Annotated in this window: 24 protein-coding genes; 7 read left to right on the top strand and 17 right to left on the bottom strand. The window is 73.2% G+C overall.

The genetic code is table 11. The features are described from left to right. Positions 1-125 precede the first annotated feature (125 nt). Entirely contained in the window at positions 126-1,349 is a 1,224-nt protein-coding gene (locus ACGFIR_RS05160) for an ABC transporter substrate-binding protein (protein ID WP_393000212.1), read from the top strand. A gap of 169 nt (positions 1,350-1,518) precedes the next feature. Here the strand turns inward: ACGFIR_RS05160 and ACGFIR_RS05155 are convergent, their stop codons facing one another. The 4 genes from ACGFIR_RS05155 to ACGFIR_RS05140 all read right to left on the bottom strand — a co-directional run bounded on the left by ACGFIR_RS05155 (position 1,519) and on the right by ACGFIR_RS05140 (position 6,522). Then, positions 1,519-2,112, bottom strand: coding sequence for an ATP/GTP-binding protein (locus ACGFIR_RS05155; protein WP_089002065.1), 594 nt, complete (start codon positions 2,110-2,112; stop codon positions 1,519-1,521). 1 nt (position 2,113) lies between these two features. Beyond that, entirely contained in the window at positions 2,114-2,491 is a 378-nt protein-coding gene (locus tag ACGFIR_RS05150; protein WP_393001361.1) for a DUF742 domain-containing protein, read from the bottom strand. Between the two features lie 96 nt (positions 2,492-2,587). Further along, positions 2,588-2,992: a roadblock/LC7 domain-containing protein gene (locus tag ACGFIR_RS05145; protein WP_007455462.1), complete on the bottom strand. Its 405-nt coding sequence runs from the start codon at positions 2,990-2,992 to the stop codon at positions 2,588-2,590. Continuing rightward, a complete protein-coding gene (locus ACGFIR_RS05140; RefSeq protein ID WP_393000216.1) occupies positions 2,989-6,522 on the bottom strand; it encodes a nitrate- and nitrite sensing domain-containing protein in 3,534 nt (1,177 codons plus the stop codon). Before ACGFIR_RS05140 ends, ACGFIR_RS05145 begins: the two co-directional genes overlap by 4 nt. A 502-nt stretch (positions 6,523-7,024) precedes the next feature. Here ACGFIR_RS05140 and ACGFIR_RS05135 point away from each other — a divergent pair. Then, entirely contained in the window at positions 7,025-7,321 is a 297-nt protein-coding gene (locus ACGFIR_RS05135) for a hypothetical protein (RefSeq protein ID WP_393000218.1), read from the top strand. 24 nt (positions 7,322-7,345) lie between these two features. On the opposite strand, the gene ACGFIR_RS05130 is transcribed toward ACGFIR_RS05135, so the two are convergent. The 4 genes from ACGFIR_RS05130 to ACGFIR_RS05115 all read right to left on the bottom strand — a co-directional run bounded on the left by ACGFIR_RS05130 (position 7,346) and on the right by ACGFIR_RS05115 (position 10,086). Next, positions 7,346-8,425 carry an adenosine deaminase gene (locus tag ACGFIR_RS05130; RefSeq protein WP_393143297.1) on the bottom strand — a complete coding sequence of 360 codons (1,080 nt, stop codon included), beginning with the start codon at positions 8,423-8,425 and terminating at the stop codon, positions 7,346-7,348. Positions 8,426-8,489: 64 nt separating this feature from the next. Then, complete coding sequence (locus tag ACGFIR_RS05125) at positions 8,490-8,903, bottom strand: PPOX class F420-dependent oxidoreductase (protein ID WP_393000222.1); 414 nt, start codon at positions 8,901-8,903, stop codon at positions 8,490-8,492. Next, a complete protein-coding gene (locus ACGFIR_RS05120; RefSeq protein ID WP_393143295.1) occupies positions 8,900-9,469 on the bottom strand; it encodes an NADPH-dependent FMN reductase in 570 nt (189 codons plus the stop codon). The genes ACGFIR_RS05125 and ACGFIR_RS05120 overlap by 4 nt, the downstream gene beginning before the upstream one ends. Next, entirely contained in the window at positions 9,457-10,086 is a 630-nt protein-coding gene (locus ACGFIR_RS05115) for a YitT family protein (protein ID WP_393143293.1), read from the bottom strand. Before ACGFIR_RS05115 ends, ACGFIR_RS05120 begins: the two co-directional genes overlap by 13 nt. Positions 10,087-10,145: 59 nt before the next feature. On the opposite strand from ACGFIR_RS05115, the gene ACGFIR_RS05110 reads away from it, so the two are divergent. The 5 genes from ACGFIR_RS05110 to ACGFIR_RS05090 all read left to right on the top strand — a co-directional run bounded on the left by ACGFIR_RS05110 (position 10,146) and on the right by ACGFIR_RS05090 (position 15,635). Continuing rightward, entirely contained in the window at positions 10,146-10,619 is a 474-nt protein-coding gene (locus ACGFIR_RS05110; protein ID WP_393000228.1) for a MarR family winged helix-turn-helix transcriptional regulator, read from the top strand. Positions 10,620-10,734: 115 nt separating this feature from the next. Beyond that, complete coding sequence (locus ACGFIR_RS05105; RefSeq protein WP_393143291.1) at positions 10,735-12,924, top strand: MMPL family transporter; 2,190 nt, start codon at positions 10,735-10,737, stop codon at positions 12,922-12,924. Then, positions 12,921-14,138 (top strand): sensor histidine kinase, encoded by a 1,218-nt coding sequence (locus tag ACGFIR_RS05100; RefSeq protein WP_393143289.1) that lies wholly within the window; start codon positions 12,921-12,923, stop codon positions 14,136-14,138. Before ACGFIR_RS05105 ends, ACGFIR_RS05100 begins: the two co-directional genes overlap by 4 nt. After that, positions 14,126-14,770, top strand: coding sequence for a response regulator (locus tag ACGFIR_RS05095; protein ID WP_393000234.1), 645 nt, complete (start codon positions 14,126-14,128; stop codon positions 14,768-14,770). The genes ACGFIR_RS05100 and ACGFIR_RS05095 overlap by 13 nt, the downstream gene beginning before the upstream one ends. 1 nt (position 14,771) lies before the next feature. Continuing rightward, the gene (locus ACGFIR_RS05090) at positions 14,772-15,635 is read left to right on the top strand and encodes a putative RNA methyltransferase (protein ID WP_393143287.1); all 864 of its coding nucleotides are present in this window, start codon (positions 14,772-14,774) and stop codon (positions 15,633-15,635) included. Between the two features lie 70 nt (positions 15,636-15,705). Here ACGFIR_RS05090 and ACGFIR_RS05085 read toward each other — a convergent pair whose 3' ends face one another. The 9 genes from ACGFIR_RS05085 to ACGFIR_RS05045 all read right to left on the bottom strand — a co-directional run bounded on the left by ACGFIR_RS05085 (position 15,706) and on the right by ACGFIR_RS05045 (position 26,639). Further along, positions 15,706-16,386 carry a DUF4272 domain-containing protein gene (locus ACGFIR_RS05085; protein WP_393000238.1) on the bottom strand — a complete coding sequence of 227 codons (681 nt, stop codon included), beginning with the start codon at positions 16,384-16,386 and terminating at the stop codon, positions 15,706-15,708. 111 nt (positions 16,387-16,497) lie between these two features. Next, positions 16,498-17,778, bottom strand: coding sequence for a thymidine phosphorylase (locus ACGFIR_RS05080; RefSeq protein WP_393143285.1), 1,281 nt, complete (start codon positions 17,776-17,778; stop codon positions 16,498-16,500). A gap of 136 nt (positions 17,779-17,914) precedes the next feature. After that, on the bottom strand, positions 17,915-18,619 hold the full coding sequence (locus tag ACGFIR_RS05075) for a cytidine deaminase (RefSeq protein ID WP_393000242.1): 705 nt from the start codon (positions 18,617-18,619) through the stop codon (positions 17,915-17,917). Between the two features lie 14 nt (positions 18,620-18,633). After that, complete coding sequence (locus tag ACGFIR_RS05070) at positions 18,634-19,914, bottom strand: ABC transporter permease (protein ID WP_393000244.1); 1,281 nt, start codon at positions 19,912-19,914, stop codon at positions 18,634-18,636. A 3-nt stretch (positions 19,915-19,917) separates the two neighbouring features. Beyond that, a complete protein-coding gene (locus tag ACGFIR_RS05065) occupies positions 19,918-21,279 on the bottom strand; it encodes an ABC transporter permease (protein ID WP_393000246.1) in 1,362 nt (453 codons plus the stop codon). Continuing rightward, complete coding sequence (locus tag ACGFIR_RS05060; RefSeq protein WP_393143756.1) at positions 21,276-22,826, bottom strand: ABC transporter ATP-binding protein; 1,551 nt, start codon at positions 22,824-22,826, stop codon at positions 21,276-21,278. Before ACGFIR_RS05060 ends, ACGFIR_RS05065 begins: the two co-directional genes overlap by 4 nt. Positions 22,827-23,090: 264 nt before the next feature. Next, on the bottom strand, positions 23,091-24,155 hold the full coding sequence (locus ACGFIR_RS05055) for a BMP family protein (protein ID WP_393001365.1): 1,065 nt from the start codon (positions 24,153-24,155) through the stop codon (positions 23,091-23,093). A 277-nt stretch (positions 24,156-24,432) separates the two neighbouring features. After that, positions 24,433-24,774, bottom strand: a complete 342-nt coding sequence (locus tag ACGFIR_RS05050) for a hypothetical protein (protein WP_393000248.1) — start codon at positions 24,772-24,774, stop codon at positions 24,433-24,435. A 53-nt stretch (positions 24,775-24,827) separates the two neighbouring features. Continuing rightward, positions 24,828-26,639, bottom strand: a complete 1,812-nt coding sequence (locus tag ACGFIR_RS05045) for a glycoside hydrolase family 13 protein (RefSeq protein WP_393143283.1) — start codon at positions 26,637-26,639, stop codon at positions 24,828-24,830. Between the last annotated feature and the right edge of the window lie 78 nt (positions 26,640-26,717).

Here is a 26,717-nt window from a genome sequence, read left to right as displayed (position 1 = left end):
CGGAAAACCGCCTCCCACCTGCGTGTTCCTGCCCACACCCGGATAATTTGACGCCGTGTCGCGGCGGCCGGGAGCATACCGGCGGAACAGCCGGCGGCAGGGGTCGCCGGTTGGGAAGGCGACTCATGGCGACAACGGCAACCGGCACCCGCGCGTTGACCCGCCGTGGCCTACTGGCCGCGACGGCGGGCGCGCTCCTGCTCAGCGCCTGCGGGCGGGGCGAGGCGGGTCAGGGCGATCCCGTCAGGACGGTCGGGCCGGGCGGTCAGGAGCTGCTGATCGGGGTCAGCCTGGAGCTGACCGGCCCCGGCGCCGCACTCGGCGTGCTCCAGCAGCGGGCGCTGGAGATCACCCTGGAGTCACTCAACGCCAAGGGCGTGCCGATCGGCAACCTCCGCCGCACCGTACGGCTGGAGGTGCGCGACAACGCCGGCGATCCCGCGACGGCGGCCCGGCAGGCCACCGCGCTGGCCCGCGACACCGGCGTGCACGCCCTGCTCGGTGGGACCATGGCCGAGACCTCGATGGCCCTGGTCGGGGTGGCCCAGAAGGAGCGGGTGCCGTTCCTCTCGCTCGCCTTCGGCGACGGGATCGTGCTGCCGCTGGCGCAGCGGACGTACGTCTACAAGATGACCCCGGACGCCGCCGACATGGCCCGACGGCTCGCCCGGCTCATCGCCTCGCAGCGGCTCTCCCGGGTGGCGCTGCTGGCCGCGGAGGGGCTGCACGGCGACTCGGGCGTACGGGCGATGAGAGGGGCCCTGCGTACGGCCGGGGTGGCGCTCGCCTCCACCTCCCGGCTGCCCCGCACCGGCGAGGACCTCCGTGGGGCGGCCCGCGCCGCCACGGGCTCCCGCCCCGACGCGGTGGTGGTCTGGGCGACCGCCCCGGACTCGGCCGCCGCCGTCGGGGCGCTGCGTGCGGCCGGCTACGACGGTCCGGTGTTCCTCGACGCGGGCGCGGTCGCCGAGCAGACCCTGGAGGGCGGGAACGCGACCCTCATGGAAGGTGCGTACGCCGTCCACCCGACGTCGCTGGGCGGGGCGATGCTCGCCAACACCACCATGTCGGCGTTGCACCGCAAGGAGTTCGTCTACCGCTACGTCCAGCTGCACGGCGGGTTCAGCGGCTTCGCCCCGTACGCGTCCGACGCGGTGCAGCTGATCGCCGAGGCGGCGCGGCTGTCCACCAGCGTCGACCGTGGACGGATCCGGGCCTTCCTGCAGAACCAGGTCACCGAGGGGATGGCGGGGATGTACTCCTTCACCCCAATCCGGCACGGCGGCATGGACCAGGGCTCGCTGGGGATCTACACCGTCAGCGCGGGTGCCTGGAACCGGGTGTCCTGACCCCCGCGCCGTCCCGCCGCCCGGGTGCCCCGACGACACGCCCAGGCTGGTCCGGAGCGTCCGCCGCAGGGGCGTGCCCGGCCGGTGTGCGGACGCGCCGCCGCCGTGCTGCGGGCAGCGACGAGCGCCCGATGGCGGGCAAGGCCGTCACCGGGCGCGGTCGCGTCGCTCAGGCCGGCGCCACGGCGCGCGAGCGCCGCATGGTCAGCACGTACTCGACCAGCGAGATCAGCACGTGCTTCGTCGACTCCCGGTTACGGGCGTCGCAGGCCACCACCGGCACGTCGCCGGAGATCGCGAGCGCGTCCCGGACGTCCTGCGGGTCGTGGTACTGCATCCCGTCGAAGCAGTTGATGGCCACCAGGTACGGCAGCCGCCGGTGCTCGAAGAAGTCGATCGCCGCGAAGCAGTCGGCCAGCCGGCGGGTGTCCACCAGCACGACCGCGCCGATCGCGCCACGGACCAACTCGTCCCACATGAACCAGAACCGCGTCTGCCCGGGCGTACCGAACAGGTACAGGATCAGGTCACGGTCGATCGAGATGCGGCCGAAGTCCATCGCCACCGTGGTCGTCGTCTTGCCCGGCACCTGCCGGGTGTCGTCGACGCCCACGCCGGCGGAGGTCATGATGGCCTCGGTGGTCAGCGGCGTGATCTCCGAGACCGAGCCGACCAGCGTCGTCTTGCCGACGCCGAATCCCCCGGCGATAACGATCTTCGCCGACGTCACGCGCCCACTCGGGGTCGGCGGGCGGTGCGACATGTCAGAGCCTGCGAAGTCCACTCAGCACCCTCTCCAGCAGTTCAGTGCCCACCGCGTCGTCCGAGTCGTCCAGGATGGTCGGCTCGTGGACCGCGACCAGGCCGTCCGTCGCCATGTCGGCGATGAGCACCCGGGCCACACCGAGCGGGAGCTGCATCCGCGCCGCGATCTCGGCGAGCGACTGCACACGTCCGTCACACAGCGCGGCGATGTACTGGTGCTCGCGACCCTGACCGCCGTTGCCGTTGGCAGCGGCGCGGCCGCGCACCGTCGTCTCGACGAGCGCCTCCAGAGCGATGTCGAGACGAGGGCGGGTACGACCACGGGTCACGGCGTATGGACGGACCAACGCTCCGGTCGGTTCGTCACGATCGAGCATGTCGCCGCTCACCTCCCTCGTACCCGGCACCGGCTCCGGATGGAGCCCGTCGTCGTTGTCAATGTCACCCCGCCGACCTCACGGGTCAACGGGTCGTCAGCCCAGCATTCCCGCAGCCGCGCGTGGCTGCGGGGTCAACGCGTCGCCCACCCGGTCGACCAGCAGGGCCATCTCGTAGCCGACCTGTCCCACGTCGCTGCTGCGGGCGGCGAGCACCGCGAACGACGACCCGTCCGAGATGGACATCAGGAACAGGAAGCCATTGTCCATCTCCACCACTGTCTGCAGCACCGCGCCTCCCTCGAAGCAGCGGGCCGCACCCTGGGTGAGGCTGACCAGCCCGGACGCGATCGCGGCCAACTGGTCGGCCCGGTCACGCGGGAGGTCCCGTGACGACGCGAGGAGCAGTCCGTCCGCGGAGACGGCGACCGCGTGCGCGACACCGGGTACCCGGTCGGCGAAGTTGGCCAGCAGCCAACCGAGATCCTGCGTAGTTGTCATCGTTCTTGCTCCTTCTGCCCGCTCCCGGCCACCGGGCCTGAGCCAGACTGCGAGGATTGCTGCCCTCCCGGAGTCCCCTCCGGGTTGGTCGGGTTGCTGTCCGACGGGTTCGTACGCCCCCGCTGCACGCCCCGATGGTAGGCCGAGAGGAGGCCGCGCACACCCTCCGGCGTACGCCGCTGCACGGAGGTGGTGGGCTTCTCCACCGCGCCGGGCACGAGTTGCGCCATCGGAGTGCGCTTGGGCAGGCCCGTCGAGGTGGTCGCCGCGACGGGCACCTCGGTCGCCGCGGAGGCGGCGCGCCAGCCGTCGTCGGCCGCCGTCTGCCAGCCGCCACCCGCCTGCTGCTGCGCCGACCGTCGGTGACCGAAGCTGTCGGCGAGGCCGGGTCGGGTACCCCCGCCGGCCGTCGGTCCGTTCTCGCGCGGCGCTCCTCCGGCCGCCGGAGTGTCTGCCATCGGTGCGTTACCTGTCGTCCCGGGTGGTGTCGGCTGCACGGCCCGACCACTGGCGTCGACCCGGGCGAACTGCTGGGTCGGTCCGCCGTCGGTCGGCGTATTCGCGGCGGCGGCCGCCGCCTCCTCCGGCCCCGGGCGGCGGGTACGGAACCAGGCCGACTCGAGCTCCCGGAAGATCGGCAGCTCCATCGTCTCGTCCGCGTACCGCTGCCGGGTCTGGGCCGGCGGCGTGGTGGGCCGCGTCTGCGGGGCGGCCGGGGCGGGGGCCTGGGCTGCCGGGGTCGGTGCGGTGGGGCGCGGCACCCGCGGCAGTTCGGTCGTCATGTCCAGCGCGGCGGCCAGCCGCTCGGGCACCGGCGGGGTCGCCGCGTCCCGGTCCGCACCGGGGACCGGCGGCCAGGCCGGCGGCGCCGGCGTGCTCGGACCCGGCACCCCGGGAGCCTGCCGCTGGGGCAGCGGGCCGGTCGGCGGCGCCGAGACCGGCGGACCCGAGTACGGCGCGGCCGACACCGGCGAGCCGGAGTACGGCGGACCCGAGTACGGGTGGCCGGAGACGGGCGACGCCGAGACCGGCATGCCCGACACCGGCGAGCCGGACACCGGCGGCGCGGAGTAGGGCACCGGCGGGGTCGACACGGGCGGGCCCGCGTAGGGCGCCGGCGGGGCCGAGTACGGCCGCTCGGGGCTGCTGGGCAGCTGGCGCGGAACGGCCTGCTGCTGACCCGTGGCGTCCTCGTCGTCGGCCGACCGCCGCTGCGGCAGCGGGTCGACCGACTGGCTGTTCGACGTGCGCGGCTGGAATGCCTCGCCGCCGCTGAACCCGCTGGCGCCGGTCAGGTCGGACCAGGCCGGCATGGACCGGGCCGCAGCGGCCGAGGCCGGCGTGCCGGCGCCGTTGCGCGACGCCGGGTCGAACGGCCGGCCGCCCAGCGTGACCTGGTTGCCGGACTCGCTGGAGCGCTGCGCCGGCACCGGGTTGGCCGGGCCGTTGCCGAGCGCCGGCAGCGCGCCGAAGGCCGGGGCCGGGCCGGACGACTGCGGGCCGGGCGGGGGCAACGCGGGCGACGACTGCGGGCGGCCGGAGAGCGCCCGGGGCACGAGCACCGAGGTCGGCATGACCACCTCGGCGACGGTCCCCCGGTCGGTGCCCGGACGCAGCTCGACCTTGACGCCGTGGCGGGACGCCAGCCGGGCGACCACGACCAGGCCCATCATCCGCGAGACGGCCACGTCCACCTGCGGCGGCGTCGCGAGCCGCTCGTTGAGGTCGTGGAGCTGGTCGGGGCTGATCCCGATGCCCCGGTCCTCCACGTAGAGCGACGCGCGGTCGCCGACGCGCCGGGCCTCCACCATGACGTGCGAGTCCGGCGGCGAGAAGGCGGTGGCGTTGTCGAACAGCTCGGCCACCAGGTGGACCAGGTCGTTGACGGCGTGCGCGGCGACCTCGATGTCCCGGTCGATCACCCCGAACTCGATCCGGGTGTAGTGCTCGACCTCGGACTGGGCCGCCCGGAGCACGTCGATCAGCGCGGCCGGCTCCCGCTGCACGCGGGTGGAGTCGGCGCCGGCCAGCACCAGGAGGTTCTCGTCGTTGCGGCGCATCCGGGTCGCCAGGTGGTCGAGCTGGAACAGCTCGGCCAGCCGGTCCGGGTCCTCCTCGCCGCGCTCCAACCGGTCGAGGTGACCGATCAGGCGGTCGACCAGGATCTGCGACCGACGGGCCAGGTTGACGAACATCGTCGCGACGGACGCGCGCAGCGCGGCCTGCTCGGCGGCGGTACGGACGGCCTCCAGGTGAACCGCGTTGAACGCCTCGGTCACCTGGCCGAACTCGTCCTTGCTGCGCACCGGCAGCGGCTCGGCGATCTGGTTGGCGAGCTGCACCGGGGAGAGCTGACCGGTCACCTTGGGGTCGCGCAGCCGCGCCACGGCCTGGGGCAGCCCGTACTGGGCGATGGAGAGGGCGCCCTGGCGCAGGTCGCGCAGGGACCGCGCCATCGAGCGGGCGACCAGGTAGGCGAAGAGGATCGCCAGCAGCAGCATGCTGAGCAGCAGGCCGGTCTCCAGGAACACCTGGCGCTGCACGTCCGAGCGCAGTTCCTCGGCGAGGCCGACGACGTCGCGGTCGATCTTGGCCTCGACCGTACGGATCAGCTTGGCGTTGGCCACCATGGCCGCGTCCCACTGGTCGGCGTCGAACGGGGCGCCGGCGAGGGTGTCCGCGGTGGTGATGCCGTTGAGCCAGCTGTTGTAGGTGTTCGCCTCCCGCAGGTCGGGGCCGGCGACCACCTGGGCGTAGTACTCCTGGTCCGGCTGGCTGGCCACCACCTGGAAGCTCTGCAGCCACTGGCTGGAGCCGGTGCTGGTGGCGATGTACTCGTTGCGCAGGTTCGGGGTGAGCCGCTGCTGGATGAACGCCCGGTGCACCACGTCACGCCGGCGGGAGAGGAACTCCTTGTTACGGGCGGTGGCGGTGGCGGCGCGCATCCTGTCGCTGAGCTCGTTGTCTCCGGCGAGCTGGGTGGCGGAGTCGCGGATGCTGATCAGGTCGTCGATCAGGCCGTCGTACGCCTGCATGGCCGGGACGAGCCCGAGCTTGCCGTTGAAGACCTGGCTGCGGGTGCCGGGAAGGTCGGTCAGCGTCTGGTCGATCTCGCGGAGCAGGGTGTCGAGGTTCCCCGGGAGGTCCTCGACCTCGGCCCGCTGCTGCGAGTACGGCCCTTTCGCCTTGTCGACGCTGGCGTTGGCCTGCTCGTACGCCTGCTTGTAGCGGGCGTTGTCCTGGCCGCGGGGCACGCCCAGCAGACGCAGCGCGTTGGTCCGCTCGTTCTGCAGGGTGTCGACCAGCTCACCCGAGTAGCCGACGAGGTTGGTCAGGTCGCCGGCCCGGTTGGCGTTGTTGAGGGTCTCCAGGTGGTCGATGAGACCGCTGGTCCCGACGACCACCGTGGCGATGGTCGGCACGATCATGATGAGACCGAGCTTGGACCAGATCGGCATGTCGCGGAGCCGACCGGTCGGCCGGCGCAGACGCGACAGGAAGGAGCCCGCCGCCTTCGGCCGTTTGCTCACGTCACCGCCCTCGCGATTTCTGGAACTGCGTTGCCCCTGGACAACGCCCAGCGGCCGACCTCGTAGGTCGGACCATCCGAGATTCCATCACGCCACCCCTGAAAGAGAAAGCCCAGGCTGGCCGCAGCCGGAGGTGTGATGAGATGTTGATGCCATTTGATAGCAATCCGTCTGGCCGGAGTTACTGAACGTAATGAAGCACCCCCATCGCGTTGTCCTGCTCGCGGGCCCTTCTGGGTCCGGAAAGTCGTATATAGCGCAGCGAACCGGTCTCCCGGTGCTCTGCCTGGACGACTTCTACAAGGACGGTGACGACCCTACGTTGCCACGACAAAACGGCCTGGTGGATTGGGAGTCTCCCCACTCCTGGGACGCCGCGGCAGCCGTGGAGACGATTGTCCGACTGGCCAGGGAAGGCAGGGCCGATGTGCCGGTCTATGCGATCGGTGCGGACCGCCGGGTGGCCACCCGGCCATTCGAGGTCGCCGATTCGCCACTTTTCGTGGCTGAGGGGATCTTCGCGGCCGAGATCGTCGAGGAGTGCCGTCGGCGCGGGGTCCTCGCCGGGGCGTACGCGCTGCGGCGGCCCCGGGGCGCGACCTTCGTCCGCCGGCTGGCCCGCGACCTCGCCGAACAGCGCAAGGCGCCCCGGGTGCTCGTGCGCCGCGGCCTGGCGCTGCTGCGCTCCGAGCCGGCGGTGCTGCGGCGGCAGACCGGGCTGGGCGCCGAGGCCGCCCGGGCGGGTGAGGTGCTGCGTGCGGTGGCCGGCATGCTCGCCGGCCACCCGCACCGCTCCTGAACCCGCCGCGCGGCGGCGTCGAGGTCAGCCCAGCAGCTTGCCGTACGCGGGCTTGATCACTTCGTCGATGATCTTCAGCCGCTCGTCGAACGGGATGAAGGCGCTCTTCATGGCGTTGATGGTGAACCACTGGAGTTCCTTCCAGCCGTAGCCGAAGGCGTCCACCAGCAGGGCCATCTCCCGCGACATCGACGTGCCGCTCATCAGCCGGTTGTCGGTGTTCACCGTCACCCGGAACCGCAGGTCCCGCAGCAGCCCGATCGGGTGCTCGGCGATCGAGGGCGCGGCGCCGGTCTGCACGTTCGAGGACGGGCAGAGCTCCAGCGGGATCCGCTTGTCCCGCACGTACGCGGCCAGCCGGCCGAGCACCGGCTCCGGCCCGGGTGTGATGTCGTCCACGATCCGCACCCCGTGGCCGAGCCGGTCCGCCCCGCACCACTGGATCGCCTGCCAGATCGACGGCAGGCCGAACGCCTCGCCCGCGTGGATGGTGAAGTGGAAGTTCTCCCGCTGGAGGTACTCGAAGGCGTCCAGGTGCCGGGTGGGCGGGAAGCCCGCCTCGGCGCCGGCGATGTCGAAGCCGACCACCCCGGCGTCCCGGTGCCGTACGGCCAGCTCGGCGATCTCCTGCGACCGTGCGGCGTGCCGCATCGCGGTGAGCAGGGTGCCGACCCGGATCTGCCGGCCCGCCTCGGCGGCGAGCGCGCTGCCCTCGGCGAAGCCGGCCAGCACCGCCTCGACCACGTCGTCCAGGGTCAGGTCGCGCTCCAGGTGCTGCTCGGGGGCGAACCGCACCTCGGCGTAGACCACCCCGTCGGCGGCCAGGTCCTGGGCGCACTCCCGGGCCACCCGCCGCAGTGACGACGCGGTCTGCATGACGGCGACGGTGTGCGCGAACGTCTCCAGGTAGCGCTCCAGGGAGCCGGAGTCGGCCGCCTCGACGAACCACCGGCCGAGCGCCTCGGGGTCGGTGGTGGGCAGCTGGTGGCCCACCTCGGCGGCCAGCTCGACGATCGTCGCCGGCCGCAGGCCGCCGTCGAGGTGATCGTGCAGCAGCGCTTTCGGGACCTTGACGATGTCCTCGTAACGGATAGTCGCGACCATGCACAGACCCTAGTCGGCCCCGCCGGGCCCGACCCACGCGACCGGTCCGGGACGGCGGGGCCCGTCAGGGACGCCAGCCGTACACCCGGTCGACGGCGAGCCGGAGCACCAGCCGGCGGTCCGCGACCATCGCCGCCCGGTAGTCGGCCCAGTCGGGGTGCTCGCCGCGGATCCGCCGGTAGACCTCGACCAGCTCCTCGACGCACGCGTCGTCGGTCGCCGCCGCCGGCGGGGTCAGCGTGACCGTCCCCTCCGCGACCGCGTACGCCCCGCCGTCGGCGGTGCTGACGTGCAGGCTCGCCCGGGGATCGCGGCGCAGGTTGCGCACCTTGGCCCGGTCGGCGGTGGTGGAGCAGCGGATCAGGCCGGGCTCGGCGAGGAAGTCGAGGTTGGACAGCTGGGGTCGCCCGTCGCGCCGGAGGGTCACCAGCACGCCCCGGCCCCGCTCGCCGAACAGCTCCCACAGCCGGGCGTTCACGCCGGCACCCGCAGCGGGGCGAGGGCGGCGGCCAGCCGGGCCAGCTCGTCGAGCATCATCTCGGCGGCGGCGTCGCGCGCCGGGTCCGGCACCAGCTCGCCGGCGTCGTCGAGCGCCTGCCGCAGGAACACGGTCACCGCCTCGTTGGCCGGCATCATCCTGAGCGTGGTCACCACCTGCTTGATCATCTGGACGGCGCGCAGGCCGCCGGAGGTCATGCCGTAGCTGACGAAGCCGACCGGCTTGTACTGCCACTCCGCGTAGAGATGGTCGATCGCGTTCTTCAGCGGCGCGCTGAAGCCGTAGTTGTACTCCGGCATGACGAAGACGAAGGCGTCCCCGGCGGCGACCGTGGCGCTCCACCTGCGGGTGTGCGGGTGCAGGTAGCGCCCCTCGGCGGGGTGGTGCGGCTCGTCGTGGAAGGGCAGGGCCACCTCGGCGAGGTCGACGAGGCGTACGTCGTCGAAGGCGTCGGACGCGGTGGCGACGGCGGTGAACCAGTCGCCGATCCGGCGGCCCACCCGGCCGGGCCGGGTGCTGGCGACGATGACGGTCAGGCAGGGCATGGCGAGGTCGCTCCTGTGGTGGCGGGCCGACCCGGGGCCGGCACGGTGAACTTCGGGATGAGGTGCTGCGCCAGCGGCCCGCTGCTGACGGCGAAGACGAGGGTGCCGGGGCCGACGGTGCCGCCGAGCGCCCAGCCCAGCGCGAGTACGCCGAGCTCGATGGCCGTACGCACCCGCCCGATCGGCAGGCCGCGGGCGGCCAGCCCGGTCATCAGGCCGTCGCGCGGCCCGGGTCCGAGCCGCGCCCCGAGGTAGAGGGCCGTGGCGAGCCCGTTGAGCAGGATGCCGGCGACCAGCAGGCCGATCCGGCCGGCGGCCGGGGCCACGGGCGGCAGGACGGCGAGCGCGGCGTCGGCGGCGATCCCGACCACGACCGCGTTCGCGAGGGTGCCGAACCCGGGTCGCTGCCGCAGCGGGATCCAGAGCAGCAGCACGGCCACGGCGACCAGGTTCACGACCTGGCCGAGGGGCAGCCCGGTCCGCTCGGCGAGCCCCTGGTGCAGCACGTCCCAGGACGCGAGGCCCAGGTCGGCGCGGACCATCAGGGCCACGCTGACGCCGAACAGCACGAGGCCGCCCAGCAGACGGGCCAGCCGGCCCGGCAATCTGGTTGACATGTCACTCACATTAGGAGGCGAGTTGATGACATGTCAACCAGATCGCTAGGATGGCCGGCATGGAGCAACCACGCTGGCTCGACGAGCGGGAGCAGCGCGCCTGGCGGGGCTACCGGCGGATGCGCCGCCTGCTCGACCTGGAGCTGGCCCGCGAGCTGATGCGCGACGCCGGCCTCTCCGAGCCGGACTACGACGTCCTGTCCGACCTCTCGGAGACACCCGACCAGCGGCTGCGGCTCAGCGAGCTGGCCGACCGGATGCTCTGGTCCCGCAGCCGGCTCTCCCACCACCTGACCCGGATGCAGCAGCGCGGCCTGGTCACCCGAGAGGAGTGCGCGACCGACGGCCGGGGCGCTGTCGTCGTACTCACCGCCGAGGGCCGGCGCGCGGTCGAGGCCGCCGCCCCGGGCCACGTGGCGGCCGTCCGTCGGCACCTGATCGACCTGCTGACCCCCGACGAGGTCGCCGCGCTCGACGCGCTGACCCACCGCGTGGTCGACCACCTCACCGGCCCGGACGGTGCGCGGGGCTGACCCGATGGTGGTGCGGGCACCACCAGCCGACCGGCGTGCGCGCACCATCGAAGTGACCCGTCCGGCTGCCTAGCGTCAGCGGCACACGGAAAAGCCGACGCGGGGAGAGTTGCACGTGTTCACGACATTGGCCACTGCGGTGGTCCGCCGGCCCGGGCGGGTGATCGCCGGCTGGCTGCTCGCCATCGCCGCGCTGACCGCCGCCACCTTCGCCGTCTACGGGCCGGCGGGACCACGCCCCGCCGACAGCCAGGCCGACTTCCTGCCGGCCCGCTACGAGTCCGCGCGGGCCGCCGGCATCGCCGCACGGATCTTCCCCGAGCCTGCCGGCACCAGCGCGGTGCTGGTCGTCCGGCGGGCCGACGGGGCGCCGCTGACCCCCGACGACAGCGCCCGGATCGACCGGCTGCCGCAGGAGCTGCGGGTCGCCGGCGTGACCGGGGTGACCCCCGGCGCGGTCGCCCCGGACGGACGGCTGCGCCTGGCCGAGGCGCGCCTGACCGGCGAGCCGCACGCGGAGACCACCATCCAGGCGGTCGGGCGGCTGCGGGACGCCACCGACGACGCGTTGGCGGGCAGCGGCCTGGTCGCCGGCTGGACCGGGGAGGCGGCCGGCGCCGCCGACGGCTTCCTGCTCGACATGATCGTCAACGGGGCCATGGTGCTGGTGATCCTGGTCCTGCTGCTCGTCGTCTTCCGCAGCCCGACTATCGCGCTGCTCAACCTGTTCCTGGTGCTGCTGGTCGCGCAGGCCGCCACCGGCCTGCTCGCCCTGGGCGCGAAGGTCTTCGGGTACGCCCTGGACGCCTCCACCACGGGCCTGCTCCCGGTCGTGCTGCTCGGCATCGGCACCGACTACGCGGTGTTCCTGCTCTTCCGCTACCGGGAACGGCTCCGGACCGGCGAGGACCGGCGCGCCGCGATGGTCCACGCGGTCGGCCGGATCGGCGGCGCGGTCACCGTGTCCGCGCTGGTCGTGGCGGTGGCGTTCGGCGCGCTGGTGCTCTCCCGGCTTGCCTCGTTCCGAGTGCTCGGGCCGGCCCTCGCCGTCGCCGTCCTGCTCATGGTGGCCGCCGCGCTGACGCTGTTCCCCGCCGTCTACTCGCTGCTCGGCCGCCGGGCGTACTGGCCGGCGAAGCTGGCGGCACCGGACGACGGCGACGCCGCCCCGGCCGGCGCGGCGGCCCGCGCCGGCCGGCTGGTCGCCCGCCGGCCCACCCGGGTCGTGCTGGCCACCCTGGCCGCCCTCGTGCTCCTCGGCCTCGGCGCGCTGCACCACCGGCCGAGCTACGAACTCGACGCGCTGCCGCCCGGGTCCGAGTCGGCCCGGGCCCTCGACTGGCTCCGCTCGGGGCTGCCCGCCGGGACCCTCTCCCCCACCGACGTCTATCTCACCGGCGCCGGGTTGGACGCGGTCGCCGCCGAACGGTTCGCCGAACAGCTCGCCGAGGTGCCGATCGTGGCGGCCCCGGCCGGGGTCGAGATCGTCGACGGCGTGGCCCGGGTGCGGCTGCTGCTCGCCGAGCCGCCGTACTCGCAGCGGGCCATCGACGCCGTGGAGACCGGGCTGCGACCCGCCGCGCACGCCGCGGCGCCGCCCGGCACCCGCGCGTACGTGGGCGGGGAGACCGCGACCTTCGCGGACGTCCGCGCGGTGCTCGACGAGGACCTGCGGCTGGTCCTCCCGGTGGCCGCCGGGCTGATCGGGCTGCTCCTGCTGCTGATGCTGCGCGGGTTGCTCGCCTCGCTCGGCCTGCTCGCCGCCGTCGCGCTCGGTTTCACCGCCACCCTCGGCACCAGCGTGCTGGTGTTCCAGATCCTCGGCGGCCAACCCGGGCTCAACTTCCAGCTGCCGCTGGTCGTGTTCCTCTTCGTCACGGCGATCGGCACCGACTACAACATCCTGATGATCGCCCGGCTGCGGGAGGAGCTCCGGGCGGGGCGCCCGCCCCGCCAGGCCGCCGAGGAGGCGGTACGCCGCGCCGGCCCGGCCGTCGCCGCCGCCGGGGTGATCCTGGCCGGCAGCTTCGGGGTGCTGGTCGCGTCGCCGATGATGGCCCAGATCGGGCTCGCCGTCGCCGTCGGCGTACTGATCGCCACGTTCGGCCTCTCCTGGCTGCTGGTGCCGGCGACGGCCGCGCTCACCGGCCGGGTGGCCTTCTGGCCGGCCCGGATCCGCCCCGAGCCCGCACCGGCGGGCTTCGTGCCGGGCGCCGTGGACACCCCGGCGGGCGTGGACTCCCCGGCCGCCACGTGCACCACGCCCCCGGAGGCCGTCGTGCCGGCTGGGACAATGCCCCGATGAGCGGGGTGCGGCGGGCAGGGCGCGAGCTGAACCAGCTGGCCGTCGCGGCGGGGCTGGCCTGCGCGGGCATCGGGTACGCGCTGGCCACGCTGCTCACCGCCGGGCTCAGCCTGCTCGGCGTCGGCCTGCCCCTGCTCGACCGCACCCTCGCCGGCACCCGGGCGCTGCTGGACCGGCAGCGCCGCCGGCTGCCCGGCCCGCCGGTCCGGTCCCCGTACCGGCCGATGAGCGGGACGCTGACGGCCCGGCTGCGGACGGCGGCCGGCGACCCGGCGACCTACCGGGACCTGGCGTTCCTCTTCGCGCACTTCTGCTTCGCCCCGGCCGCCCTGGTGCTGGCCGTGGGGCTCTGGCTCGGCGCCGCGCAGGGCCTCGCCATGCCGCTGATCCACGCGGTGGCGCCCGGCGCGGTCGACAACTACCTCGGCCTGCCGATCGACTCGCTGCGCAACGCCGCGCTGGCCGTGGTGCCCGCGCTGCTGGTGGGCCTCGGGTCGTACTGGCTGCCCCGGGGGCTGGTCCACCTGGACGACCGGCTGACCCGGGCGCTGCTCGCGCCGACCGCCCGCGCGGCCCTCACCGAGCGGGTGGAGGAGCTGACCGACACCCGGGCGCAGACCGTCGACGCGCAGGCGGCCGAGCTGCGCCGGATCGAGCGGGACCTGCACGACGGCGCGCAGGCGCGGCTGGTGGCGATGGCGATGAACCTCGGCCTCGCCGAGGAGCTGCTGGCCCGCGACCCGGAGGCGGCCCGCGGGCTGGTCACCGAGGCCCGCTCGGCCGCCGGCACGGCCCTGTCCGAGCTGCGCGACGTGGTACGCGGCATCCACCCGCCGGTGCTGGCCGACCGGGGGCTCGCCGGCGGCGTCGCCGCCCTCGCCCTCGGCGCGGCCCTCCCGGTCGACCTGGACGTCGACCTGCCCGAGCGGCTGGCCCCGCCGCTGGAGTCGGCGCTCTACTTCACCGCCGCCGAGCTGATCACCAACGCCGCCCGGCACAGCGGGGCCGACCGGGTGGCGGTGCGGCTGCGCCGCACGGCCGGCACGGTGCGGCTGACCGTCTCCGACGACGGCAGGGGCGGCGCCGACCCGGAGCGGGGCACCGGGCTGGCCGGCATCCGGCGGCGGCTCGCCGTCTTCGACGGAAGGGTCCGGATCGACTCGCCGACCGGTGGGCCTACGGTGGTCGACGTGGAGCTGCCGTGCGAGTCGTGATCGCCGAGGACCTGGCGCTGCTGCGCGACGGGCTGATCCGGCTGCTCACCGCGTACGGCGACGAGGTGGTCGCCGCCGTGGAGACCGGCGACGAACTGCTCGCCGCCCTGCTGGAGCACCGCCCCGACGTGGCCGTGGTGGACGTCCGCCTCCCCCCGACCCACACGGACGAGGGGCTGCGCGCCGCGCTGGCCGCCCGCCAACGGATCCCCGGCCTGCCGGTGCTGGTCCTCTCCCAGTACGTCGAGCAGCTCTACGCCCGGGAGCTGCTCTCCGACGGCGCCGGGTCGGTCGGCTACCTGCTCAAGGACCGGGTGGCCGACGTGACGCAGTTCGTCGACGCGGTGCACCGGGTCGCCGACGGGGGGATGGCGATGGATCCGGAGGTCGTCTCGCAGCTGCTGGCCCGGCCGGCCCGGGCCGCGCCGCTGCGCCGGCTGACCCCGCGCGAGCACGAGGTGCTGGCGCTGATGGCCGAGGGGCGCTCCAACGGCGCGATCGCCCAGCGCATGGTGGTCACCGAGAAGGCCGTCAGCAAGCACATCAACTCGATCTTCGCCAAGCTCGACCTGCGCGACTGCGACGACGACCATCGCCGCGTACGCGCGGTGCTGACCTACCTGGACGCCTGACGTGGACCCCCGCATCGTCGACCGGCTCCGCTGCCCGGTCTGCGCCGAGCCGCTGGCCGAGGTCGACACCGGCGGAGCCCGCGCGCTGCGCTGCGCACGCCGGCACAGCTTCGACGTGGCCCGCCAGGGCTACGTCAACCTGCTCGCCGGCCGCGCCCCGCATGCCGGGGACACCGCCGAGATGGTGGCCGCCCGCGCCGACTTCCTCGCCGCCGGGCACTACGACCTGATCTCGACCGCCCTCGCCGCCGCCGCGACCGAGGCCGTGGACCGGGCCGCCGGGGCGTACCCCCTGGTGGTGGATGCCGGAGCGGGGACGGGCCGGCACCTCGCGGCGGTGCTGGCGGCGCTGCCGGACGCCACGGGTCTCGCCCTGGACGTGTCGAAACCGGCGCTGCGCCGGGCCGCCCGGGCGCACCCGCGCGCGGCGGCGGCGCTCGCCGACACCTGGCAGCGGCTGCCCCTGGCCGACGGCGCCGCCACCGTGCTGCTGAACGTCTTCGCGCCGCGCAACGGCGCCGAGTTCCACCGGGTCCTCGACCCGGCCGGCTCCCTGCTGGTGGTCACGCCGGCCGCCGACCACCTCACCGAACTGGTCAGCGCCCTCGGCCTGCTGCGGGTGGACCCGGCCAAGGCGGACCGGGTCGCCGAGAGCCTGGGCGGGCGCTTCACCCCCGCCTCGGCCAGCGAGCACCGGCGGGAGCTGGCGCTGACGGGCCCGGAGGTCGCGACGCTGGTCGGGATGGGTCCCAGCGCCTGGCACACCGACCCGGCGGGGCTCGCCGCCCGGGTCACCGCCCTCGCCGAGCCGGTCCGGGTGACCGTCGCGGTCCAGCTGACCGTCTGGCGGCCCGTAGAGGTATGAGGAAGGGGTCCTTCCTCATACCTCCGGCGTCAGGAAGGTGCCCTTCCTTACTCCTCAGGCGAGCGGCCGGTCAGGTGGAGAGGTCGACCTCTTCCCAACCGGGGGGCTCGTCGTGGTACGGCCCGCGCAGCATCACGGCCCACTCCAGGGCCCACCGGCGCTGGCCGATCGCGTTCGCGTCGACCATCCCGGGCGGCGTCCGGCCGGCCCGCTCCGTCTCCAGGTACGCCCAGTCCAGGCAGTAGTGCAGGTCCAGCAGGGCCGCCGCGTCGGCGGGATGCTGCGGGGCGGTGAGGATCCGGGCCCGCCACTGGCCGAAGGTCTCCCCCTCGGGGATGTGCGGCATCCGCTCCACCAGCCGCTCGTCCACCGGCAGCGTCGGATCGAGCTGCTTGGTCAGGCCGAGCACCCAGGCCAGGGCGAAGAGCGCGTCGTGGTGCAGCACGAACGACCGGTGGTCGCCCTTGCCGCCGGTCACGAACTGGAACTCCGGCGGCGTGACCATCTCCACCAGGTGCGAGGCGAGCAGCCAGCTCATCGCCGCCTGCGGCGGCATCCCGAAGCAGCGGGCCAGGATCAGGTGCAGCACGGCGATGCGGGCCTCGATCTCCACCGTCGGGCGGAGCTCGATCTGGTCGCCGGGCTCCCACACGAGCGGGAACTGGGCGGGCGGCAACGGGAGACCCAGCCGGGACAGTTCGTCCAGGCTCGCCTCACGCACCTCACGTGGGTCGGGGGCAGGTACGGCCACGGCGAAAGTTCCTGTCTGCTCGCGACGACTCGGCGCCGGTTTTCCCCCCTTGGCCAGGGAGGATAGCGGCCCGAGCGGGCCGGCACCATGCCACCCCGGCGGCCGTCGCGCTCAGCCGATCCGCTCGATCACCAGCGGCGTCGCGGCGGGCGCGACCGGCGCGATCCGTACCGCCCGCGCGGCGTCGTCCCGCGCCGCCGGGATCCGGGCGGCGTCCTGCGCGCGCAGCTCGTAGAGCGGGTCGCCCGCCCGCACCGCCTGGCCCGGGCGCTTGTGCAGCACGACCCCCGCCGGCACGCTGACCGGGTCCTCCTTGCGGGCCCGTCCGGCGCCGAGCCGCCAGGCGGCCACCCCCATGGCGTACGCGTCGACCGCGGCGACGAAACCGTCCGCCTCGGCGCGCACCACCTCGACCTCGTCGGCGGTCGGCAGCGGGGCGTCCGGGTCCCCGCCCTGGGCGCGGATCATCGCCCGCCAGGAGTCCATCGCCCGGCCGTCGCGCAGGGCGGCCTCCGGGTCGGCGTCGGGCAGCCCGGCCGCGTCGAGCATCTCGCGGGCCAGGGCCAGGGTCAGCTCGACCACGTCGGCGGGGCCGCCACCGGCCAGCACCTCGACGGACTCGGTCACCTCGACGGCGTTGCCGATGGCCAGGCCGAGCGGGGTGGACATGTCGGTGAGCAGGGCGACGGTCCGCACGCCGTGCGCCCCGCCCAGCTCGACCATCGTCCGGGCCAGCTCGCGGGCCTGTTCGACGGACTTCATGAACGCGCCGGAGCCGACCTTCACGTCGAGCACCAGCGCCCCGGTGCCCTCCGCGATCTTCTTGCTCATGATGGAGCTGGCGATCAGCGGGATGGCCTCGACGGTCCCGGTCACGTCGCGCAGCGCGTACAGCTTGCGGTCGGCGGGGGCGAGGCCGGCCCCGGCCGCGCAGACCACCGCCCCGACGTCCTGGAGCTGGGCGGTGAACTCGTCGTTGCTCAGCGCCGCCCGCCAGCCCGGGATCGACTCCAGCTTGTCCAGCGTGCCGCCGGTGTGCCCGAGGCCCCGGCCGCTGAGCTGCGGCACGGCGGCGCCGCAGGCCGCCACCAGCGGGGTGAGCGGCAGGGTGATCTTGTCGCCGACGCCGCCGGTGGAGTGCTTGTCGACGGTCGGCCGGTCGACGGCGGAGAGGTCGAGCCGCTCCCCGCTGGCGATCATCGCGGCGGTCCACCGGGCGATCTCGGGCGCGGTCATGCCGCGCAGCAGGATCGCCATGGCCAGCGCCGACATCTGCTCGTCGGCCACCACCCCCCGGGTGTACGCGTCCACCACCCAGTCGATCTGCGCGTCGGAGAGCACACCCCCGTCCCGCTTGGTCCGAATGACATCAACCGCCGCAAACCCACTCATCACAAGTTTCTTTCTCGTCGTTATGGCGATACCGGCACGCGGACCACGACCACCGAGGGCTCGGGCCGACCGTGTCCGGCGGAGGGATCAAGCCTGACCGCCCGGAGCCGGGCACGGTCGGCCCGAGCCCCGAAGCTCAACCAACCCAGCGGGCAGGGATCTCCATCGGCGGCTCACCCTCGCCGGCCCAGAAGATCGCGCCCGAGGCGTCCACGACCACCACCCGGGGCGTACGGGCCAGCCCCCAGGCGATCGCCTCCGCCGGGTCGTCCCAGCTCGGGCCCTCCTCCAGCACTCCGGTCTCGGCGCTCTCGTTGTCGCCCGCCGACCGCTCCCAGTAGCCCGTCCAGACCTGCTGGCCGGCCGAGAGGTCGGGGTGCACGAAGACCGTTCCCCGCCCGCGCCAGGACGCCAGCCGGTCCGGCACCACGGGCACCGGGGCCTCCCCGGTCACGGCCTCCAGGTCGGCCACGTCGAAGGCGTGCGGCAGCAGCTCCGCCATCCGCAGCGGGCCGCCCTTCGCCTCGATGAGGCACTCCGGCCCGCCCTGCTCCCAGAGCAGCTGGCGGCACCGGCCGCACGGCATCAGCGGCTCGCCGGTCGCGTCGACGCAGGACAGGGCCACGATCCGGCCGCCGCCGGTGGCGTGCAGCGAGGAGACCACCCCGCACTCGGCGCAGAGCACCACGCCGTACGCGGCGTTCTCCACGTTGCAGCCGACCACCACCCGGCCGTCGTCGACCAGCGCGGCCGCCCCGACCGGGAACTTCGAGTACGGCACGTACGCGTGCCGCATCACCTCGGTGGCGGCGGCCCGCAGCCGCTCCCAGTCGATCTCCATGTGGTACTCCCCCGTCAGCCCTTGATGTACGGCTTGCCGTCGGCGGCGGGCGCCCGGACCCGACCGACCAGCCCGGCCACCGCCAGGATCGTCGCCAGGTAGGGCAGCATGGCCAGGAACTGGTTCGGGATCACGCTGTTGATGGCGCCCAGGTAGGTGGCGAGCTGGTCGGCGAAGCCGAAGAAGAGCGCCGCGAGCAGCGCCCCCGTCGGGCTCCACCGGCCGAAGATGAGCGCGGCCAGGGCGATGAAGCCCTTGCCGCCGATCATGTTCTTGGTGAACGAGTAGAGCGCCAGCGTGTAGGAGGCGCCGCCGATGCCGGCCACCACCCCGGCGAGCAGCACGTTGCGGTAGCGCAGCCCGAGCACCTTGACGCCCAGGGTGTCGGCGGCGGTCGGGTGCTCGCCGACCGAGCGGGTGCGCAGGCCCCACCGGGTGTGGAACAGCGCGATGTGGATGACCAGCACCAGCAGCAGGCCGAGGTAGAGGAAGATGTTGCCCCGGAACAGGGCCGGGCCTAGCAGCGGGATGTCCGACAGCCCCGGGATCTCCCAGTTGCTGAACCGGGGAGCGCTGTTGTACTTCTGCGCGTTGGTCTGCATCAGCCGCTCGTAGAGGAAGCCGGTGACGCCGACCGCGAGCAGGTTGAGCACGATACCCATGACCACCTGGTCGACCAGGTAGCGGATCGAGAAGACGGCCAGCAGCAGCGAGATGAACGCGCCGCCGATGGCCGCCGCGACCAGGCCGACCCAGACGCTGCCGGAGAGGCTGCCGAAGAGCGCGCCGCTGAAGGCGCCCATCAGCAGCTGCCCCTCGATGGCCACGTTGACCACGCCGGAGCGCTCGCAGAGCACGCCGGCCAGCGCCCCGAAGACCAGCGGCAGGGCCAGGATGAACGTGCCCCGGATGATGTTGACCAGCGGCATGAAGTTCTGCCCGGTCGGCGCGTCGGAGACCTGCCAGCAGAGGAACGACAGCACGAAGCCGACCAGGCCGACACCGAGCACGAGGGTGAACCAGCGCTTCGGCAGCCCGGCCAGCATGGCGACGCCGGCCGCGACCGCGACGAGGCCGAAGAGGATCGCGCCGACCGTACCGTGGATCTCGAGCGCGGCGCCGGCCGCGTCCTCGCTGAGGGTGAAGCGGGCCTGCTCGCCGGTGGCGAGCGCCCCGAACAGCACCGTCGCCAGCAGGCCGAGGGCGAGCAGCACGGCGCCGACCTTGCGGGTACGCGTCCAGAAGCCCTGGTCGACGGGGGCGACCGCGACGTCTTCGACAGCCATGGTGGACATGAGTTACCAGCCCTTCGCCAGGCTCGTCTGCAACCGGGCGGCGCGGGCGGCCCGGAGCTGGAAGATCGCCTTCACCAGGGCCGGCGCGGCGATGAAGATGACGATCAGCGCCTGGAGCACGGTGACCAGCTCCAGCGAGATCCCCGAGTAGGACTGCATCCGGTTGCCGCCGGCCTGGAGCGCGCCGAAGAGCAGCGCGGCCAGGGCCACGCCCCACGGCTTCACCCGGCCGAGCAGCGCCACCAGGATGCCGTCGAAGCCGATCTGCGCGACCACCAGCGGGGTCAGCGCGCTCGCGGTGGAGCCGAGCACCATGTTGGAGCCGCCGAGGCCGGCCAGGATCCCGGCGAAGACCATGATCAGGACGTACGTCCGGGTGACGCTGATGCCGGCGGTCCGCGCGGCGTCCGGGTTGGCGCCGACGGCGCGCAGCTCGAAGCCGAGCGTGGACCGGTTGAGCAGCCACCAGACCGCCCAGGTCGCCAGCACCGCCAGGATGATGCCGGCGTGCACCCGCAGCCCGTCGCCGAGCAGCCGGGGCAGCTGGGCCGAGCCGTCGACCGGCTTGCTGATCGCGTCCGTACGGTTCGGGTCCTGGATGCCCTTCTGCACGATGATCCAGGTCAGGAAGTACGTGGCGATGTAGTTGAGCATGATCGTGTTGATCACCTCGTGGGCGCCGGCACGCGCCTTGAGGATGCCCGGGATGAAGCCCCAGATGGCACCGCCGAGCGCGCCGGCGAGCACCGCGACGAGCAGGTGCAGGCCGGGCGGCAGCGGCAGCAGGAAGCCGGCCAGCGCGGCCAGGATCACGCCCATGGTGGCCTGCCCCTGGGCACCGATGTTGAACAGGCCGCCCCGGAAGGCCAGCGCCACCGACAGGCCGGTGAAGACCAGCGGCGCGGTGTAGGTGAGCGTCTCCGAGATCGGGCTCATCACCGCCTGGAAGCCGACCGCGTCCGGGTCGAAGACCGCGCCCTTGAAGAGGTTCCCGTACGCCTCGCTGACCAGCGTCCAGCTCGCGTTGAGCGCGTCGGACGGCCGGGCCGTGATGTAGCTGTATGTGGCGAGCACCTCGGGGTCCGACACGATCATCAGCACCGCGCCGACGACCATCGCCAGCACCAGCGACAGCAGGGTCACGGTGAAGGTGTTCGCCGCCCAGAGGTTGTCCAGGAACAGCCGGCCCAGCGAGGGCTTCGCCTCCGGGGCGGGGACCTTCCGGGTGGTGGCCGTCTCGGCGCGCTCGGTGTTGCCGAGCGCGGTCTGCGCGGCCTGCGCCTCGGTCGCCGGTTCCTTGTCGGGGGAGCCCGACGGCGGGTTCGGGTTACCCGGGGAGCCCGACTCCGGGTTCGGGTTCGTCATGCCTCGTCCTCGCTACCAGGGCTGTCGGCGGCGGGTTCCGCCGCACCGCCGTCGGCCGTCGGCGCGGCCGGGGTCGTGCCGTTCGCCGCGGCGGATGCCGCGTCGGGGCTGATGCCGGCCATCAGCAGGCCGATCTCCTCGCGGGGGGTGTCCGGGCCGACGATGCCGATGATCCGGCCGCGGTACATCACCGCGATCCGGTCGGCCAGGCCGATCACCTCGTCGAGTTCGCTGGAGACCACCATGACGGCGGTGCCGATGTCCCGCTCGCGGATGACCTGGCTGTGGATGAACTCGATCGACCCGACGTCGACGCCGCGGGTCGGCTGGGCGGCGATGAGGAGCTTCAGCGGCCGGGACAGCTCCCGGGCCACGATCACCTTCTGCTGGTTGCCGCCCGAGAGGGTGCCGACGGGCGCGTCGGCCGAGGAGGTACGGACGTCGAACTGCGCGATCCGCTCCTTGGCCGACTTCGCGACGGCCTCCGGCTTGAGCGCCAGGCCCTTGCCGAAGGGCGGCCGGTCGTAGATGTCGAGCACCAGGTTCTCCGCGACGGAGAACTCCTTGACCAGGCCGTCGACGCTGCGGTCCTCCGGCACGTAGCCGACGCCCGCGCGGAGCACCTTCTTGGTCGACCAGCCGTCGACCTGCTGCCCGTCAAGCGTGATGGTGCCGGCGAGCGTCGGGCGCAGGCCCATGATCGCCTCGATCAGCTCCGTCTGGCCGTTGCCCTGCACGCCCGCGACGCCGAGCACCTCGCCCGCGCGTACGGTCAGGTCGACACCGTCGACCGCCCGGATCTGCCGGTCGTCGTCGACGACCAGGCCGGCGATCTCCAGGACCGGCTTGCCGGGGGTGGCGGGCTCCTTCTCGACGGTGAGCCGCACGCTGCGGCCCACCATGAGCGCGGCCAGCTCGTCGCGGCTCGCCTCGGGGGAGGCGGTGCCGACGGTCTTCCCGCGCCGGATCACGGTGATCCGGTCGGCGATGGCCTTGACCTCGCCCAGCTTGTGGGTGATGAAGACGATCGACTTGCCGGCGGCCTTGAGCGACCGCATCACGGCGAGCAGTTCCTCGGTCTCCTGCGGGGTGAGCACGGCGGTCGGCTCGTCGAGGATGAGCAGGTCGACGTCGCGGGTGAGCGCCTTGACAATCTCCACCCGCTGCTGGATGCCGACCGGCAGGTCCTCGATCACCGCGTCCGGGTCGACCCGCAGGTTGTACCGCTCGGACACCTCGGCTACCTCGCGCCGGGCCTGCCACCGGTCCAGGAAGCCGACGATGCCGCCCCGGACCCGCTCGGCGCCGAGCATGATGTTCTCGGTGACCGTGAAGACGGGCACCAGCATGAAGTGCTGGTGCACCATGCCGATCCCGGCCGCGATCGCGTCGGACGGCCCGCGCAGCTTCAACGGCTTGCCGTCGACCAGGATCTCGCCCTCGTCGGGTTGGTAGAGCCCATAGAGGACGTTCATCAGGGTCGACTTGCCGGCGCCGTTCTCGCCTAGCAGGGCATGGATCTCTCCAGGCTCCACCGTCAGGTCGATGTGGTCGTTGGCGACCAGATCACCGAACCGTTTGGTGATGCCGCGCAGTTCGAGTCTCAGCGCAACCTCCTGGAGTGCGAAGCGATGGTGCAGCGTAGCTGCCGGGGGACCGCTCGCGGCGCGGGGCCGTCGTCGGGCGGAGCGGATATCGGCCGCCCCGGCGCGCGGGTTCTTCCCGCGACGCCGGGGCGGCCGGATTGTCGTGCTGTTTCCGCTCGCCGGCCTATCCGGGTGATCGTCTCACCGCAGGTGACCGGCGGAGCCTTACTTCGGCTGGGCCGCGGAGGTGACGGTGACGGTGCCGGCGGCGATGTCCGCCTTCAGCTTGTCGACCTCGGCCTTCAGCTCGGCCGGGACCTTGCCGTCGAACTCGTGGTACGGGGCGAGCCCGACGCCGTTGTTCGACAGGTTGCCGAGGTAGCCCGGGGTGGCCGACAGCTTCTCGCCGCCGGCGGCCTTGACGACGGCCTCCTTGACGGCGTCCGGGATGTTCTTCTCGACGGTCGTGATGATCGCCGCGCAGTCCTGGGTGCTCTCGCAGCCGTCGACGTCCACCCAGATGGTGTTGTACTTGCCGCCCGACGCCTTGGCCGCGCCGGTGGTGCCGAGGCCCGCGCCGCCGGCGACCGGCATGACGATGTCGGCGCCCTGGGCGACCAGCGCGTCGCTGACCTTCTTGCCCTCGTCCTGCTTGACGAAGTCGTTGGTGAAGGAGCCCTTCTGGGTGGCCTTGTCCCAGCCGACGACCTTGACCGACTTGCCCTTGGTCTTGTTGTAGTGCGCGACGCCGTCGGCGTAGCCGTCCATGAAGATGGTGACCGGCGGGATCGGCAGGCCGCCGTAGGTGCCCACCGTGCCGCTCTTGGTCATGCCGGCGGCCAGGTACCCGGCGAGGAAGCCGGCCTGTGCGGTGTCGAACTGCATCGGGTAGACGTTGGTCTCCGGGACCTTCGCGTCGACGATGCCGAACTGCTGGTTCGGGTTCGCCTTGGCGATCTTGGAGGTGGCGTCACCCATCAGGCCACCGACGGCCAGGATGAAGTCGCACTTCTGGTTGACGTACTGGGTCAGGTTGACCTCGTAGTCCGCCTCGGCCTTCGACGCGACGTACTTGATGTCGATGTTGTCGTTGGCCTTCTTCGCCTCCTCCAGGCCCTTCCAGGCGGAGGTGTTGAACGACTTGTCGTCGATGCCGCCGACGTCGGTCACCATGCAGGCGCTGTACTTCTTGTCGCCACTGCCGGCGTTGTTGTTCTCCTCGGGGGCCTCGCCGCACGCGGCGGCGCCCAGCACGAGCCCACCCACCGCGAAGGCGGAGGCGATCCGCATCCCACGCATCGAGCGCAAGACGTCTCCTTCCCATTGCACACCGCGTCCTGCACGGTGGCAGCCCTTTGAGCCGGCCTGCGCTACGCCGCCGGCGTCCCACGTTACGGACGGGAGCGTACGCCCGCGCCCACCCACCGGCCGCCAATCGTGCACGACTGTTGAGCGCCTGTTACCCCTACGTAACCCTTAGGTGGGGCAGATCACTCTCGGTGCCGGTGGGTGCGCAGCGAGGCGTCGCGGAACGTCCGGTTCCGCGCGTCGTTTCCCGCCGGTGGCGTTACCGCCAGAAGACGGCCACCGCCGCGTTGACCAGGGTCAACGCGACGATCATCAGGAAGTGCCCCCGGTTGACCACGTCGCGCTTGCGGGAAAAGAAGACCATGACAAAGATCAGTATGGCGAGCACCAACTTGGTAACAAGTTTCGCGGGGTCCGGCTCGTTCCCGTCGCGCAGGGGCGCGGAGAGGCCGATCCCGGTAGCCAGCATGATCACGGATCCCCAGAGCATGGCCGGGTTGATCCGCAGCTTGCCGCTGATGTATTGGACGATCGCGCCGCCGAGCAGCAGGGCGAAACCGATCAGGTGAACGTAGCGAAGTATCAGTCTGAGAGCTTCCACGGGCACCATCCTCCCTCAAAACGACGGATCGTAGTAGTGGGGCGGGGCAGGAGTCAGGAAACCCGCCAGGCCTGGAAGGTGGGGCCGTCCGCCGGGAGGGTGACGGCGCCGTCGGCGTCGGGCCGCAGGGCGGGGGCACCGCCGTACAGGTTCTCGGCCGCCCGCAGGCCGGTCAGGCGCAGCGGCTCGCCGGCGGCGCGACGGGCCAGCACCAGGATCGAGCCGGTCGGGGCCTCGCGCAGGAAGACCAGCGTGTCGGCGTCGGCGTGCAGCCACCGGAGGCCGCCGTGGCGCAGCGCGGGCTCCGCGCGGCGCAGCCCGACCAGCGCCCGGTACGCGGCGAACGTCGCGCCGTCCCAGCTCTCCGGCCGGTGCCACGGCATAGGGGTACGCGACCCCTCCCCGTTGGTGCCGGTGAGGCCCAACTCGTCACCCGCGAAGATCATCGGGGTGCCGGGCATAGTGGCGAGCAGGCCGGCGGCGACCTCCTGCCGTGCGGCGTCGCCGACCACCGTGCGGATCCGGGCGGAGTCGTGCGACCCGAGCAGCTGCCACGAGTGGGTGTACGACCGCCAGGAGATCAGCGAACGGTAGGCGTCCATGGTGGCGAGCACCGCGTCCGCGTCCCGGCGCACCACCCCGCCCGGGGTGCCGAGGAAGTTCGGCACGCTCTGGTCGCCGTGGCGCAGCCAGGACCAGACCGGGTCGGTGAAGCCGACGTAGTTCATGGTGCCGTGCCAGCCGTTCCGGTCCAGGTCGCCCGTGTGGTCGTGGCCGTGCTCGGCCATCAGCAGGGCGTCGGCCCGGGTCCGGGCGACCACCTCGCGCAGCAGCGCCGCCACCTCGTGGGTGTACGCGTCGGCGCCCCGCCGCCCGGTCATGTTCGCCACGTCCACCCGCCAGCCGTCGAGCGCGTACGGGGGGCGCAGCCAGCGGCGCAGCAGCGAGTCGTCGGCGGTGGCGAAGCGCCGGCGCAGCTCGGCGCTGCCCCAGTTCAGCTTCGGCAGCGACCTGACCCCGTTCCAGGACTCGTAGTCACCGGTCACCTCGTCGAAGTAGTACAGCTCCCGCTCGGGCGCGGACACGTCGGAGGCGGCCCGGGTGAACCACTCGTGCGCGTCGCCGGTGTGGTTGCTGGTGATGTCGCCGAGCAGCCGCCAGCCCCGCGCGCGTACGGCGTCGGCGAGGCGGGCCAGCGCGGCGTCCCCGCCGAGCAGCGGGTCGACGGTGTCGAAGCTGGCCGCGTCGTAGCGGTGGTTGGAGCGGGCCGGGAAGACAGGGGTCAGGTAGACGGTGTTCACGCCGAGGCGGTCCAGGTGGTCCAGCCGCTCGGCGACGCCGTCCAGGTCGCCGCCGTAGAACTGCCGGGGCGTCTCGGGGCCGCGCCCGACGACGGGGGTGTCCCAGTCGCACGGGATGGCCCAGTCCGGCAGCTCGCGGCCCTCGGCGGCGGCGGAGCGGGCGAACCGGTCGGGGAAGATCTGGTAGATCACCGCGTCGCGGGCCCAGGCGGGCGGCGGGGCGTACGTGACCAGCTTGAAGTCGCCGTGGTCGGGCACGTCGTGGCGCACCACGCCGGCGGCGTTCAGCCAGCGGTGGCCACGGCTGCCGGTGAGCATGAAGCGGTAGTTGCTGACCGGGTTGCGGGCCTCGACGGGGACCCGCCACCAGACGTCGCCGCCGTCGGTGCGGTCGACGACCGCCTCGGTGAACCGGGGCTCGCCGTCGCCGGTGGTGCGCACGTGCACCTGCCGGACGTCGGCGCCGGCCGGCACCCGGACGAAGACGTCGACGACGTCGCCGAGCGCGGGCTCCTGCTCGGGGACGTACAGGGCGGATCCGTCGTGGTGCGGCAACAGGGACATGGTGGTGCCTTTCGCGTCGGTCGGACGGGGAGAGAGGGGTCTCCCGCCGCGGTCGGTTCCCCGACCGCGGCGGTCGAT

It is taken from the genome of Micromonospora sp. NPDC049051 (genome assembly GCF_043197575.1).
In the GTDB taxonomy this organism is placed as follows: Bacteria; Actinomycetota; Actinomycetes; order Mycobacteriales; family Micromonosporaceae; genus Micromonospora.
This window is presented reverse-complemented; position numbering and strand designations above follow the sequence as displayed.

Coding starts and splice junctions, on each gene's coding strand:
- ACGFIR_RS05075 (WP_393000242.1), bottom strand. CDS start 18,619: ATGGAGATCGACTGGGAGCGGCTGCGGGCCGCCGCCACCGAGGTGATG.
- ACGFIR_RS05080 (WP_393143285.1), bottom strand. CDS start 17,778: ATGAGTGGGTTTGCGGCGGTTGATGTCATTCGGACCAAGCGGGACGGG.
- ACGFIR_RS05055 (WP_393001365.1), bottom strand. CDS start 24,155: ATGCGGATCGCCTCCGCCTTCGCGGTGGGTGGGCTCGTGCTGGGCGCC.
- ACGFIR_RS05155 (WP_089002065.1), bottom strand. CDS start 2,112: ATGTCGCACCGCCCGCCGACCCCGAGTGGGCGCGTGACGTCGGCGAAG.
- ACGFIR_RS05115 (WP_393143293.1), bottom strand. CDS start 10,086: ATGTCAACCAGATTGCCGGGCCGGCTGGCCCGTCTGCTGGGCGGCCTC.
- ACGFIR_RS05045 (WP_393143283.1), bottom strand. CDS start 26,639: ATGTCCCTGTTGCCGCACCACGACGGATCCGCCCTGTACGTCCCCGAG.
- ACGFIR_RS05150 (WP_393001361.1), bottom strand. CDS start 2,491: ATGCTCGATCGTGACGAACCGACCGGAGCGTTGGTCCGTCCATACGCC.
- ACGFIR_RS05145 (WP_007455462.1), bottom strand. CDS start 2,992: ATGACAACTACGCAGGATCTCGGTTGGCTGCTGGCCAACTTCGCCGAC.
- ACGFIR_RS05065 (WP_393000246.1), bottom strand. CDS start 21,279: ATGACGAACCCGAACCCGGAGTCGGGCTCCCCGGGTAACCCGAACCCG.
- ACGFIR_RS05070 (WP_393000244.1), bottom strand. CDS start 19,914: ATGTCCACCATGGCTGTCGAAGACGTCGCGGTCGCCCCCGTCGACCAG.
- ACGFIR_RS05130 (WP_393143297.1), bottom strand. CDS start 8,425: ATGGTCGCGACTATCCGTTACGAGGACATCGTCAAGGTCCCGAAAGCG.
- ACGFIR_RS05110 (WP_393000228.1), top strand. CDS start 10,146: ATGGAGCAACCACGCTGGCTCGACGAGCGGGAGCAGCGCGCCTGGCGG.
- ACGFIR_RS05100 (WP_393143289.1), top strand. CDS start 12,921: ATGAGCGGGGTGCGGCGGGCAGGGCGCGAGCTGAACCAGCTGGCCGTC.
- ACGFIR_RS05120 (WP_393143295.1), bottom strand. CDS start 9,469: ATGCCCTGCCTGACCGTCATCGTCGCCAGCACCCGGCCCGGCCGGGTG.
- ACGFIR_RS05160 (WP_393000212.1), top strand. CDS start 126: ATGGCGACAACGGCAACCGGCACCCGCGCGTTGACCCGCCGTGGCCTA.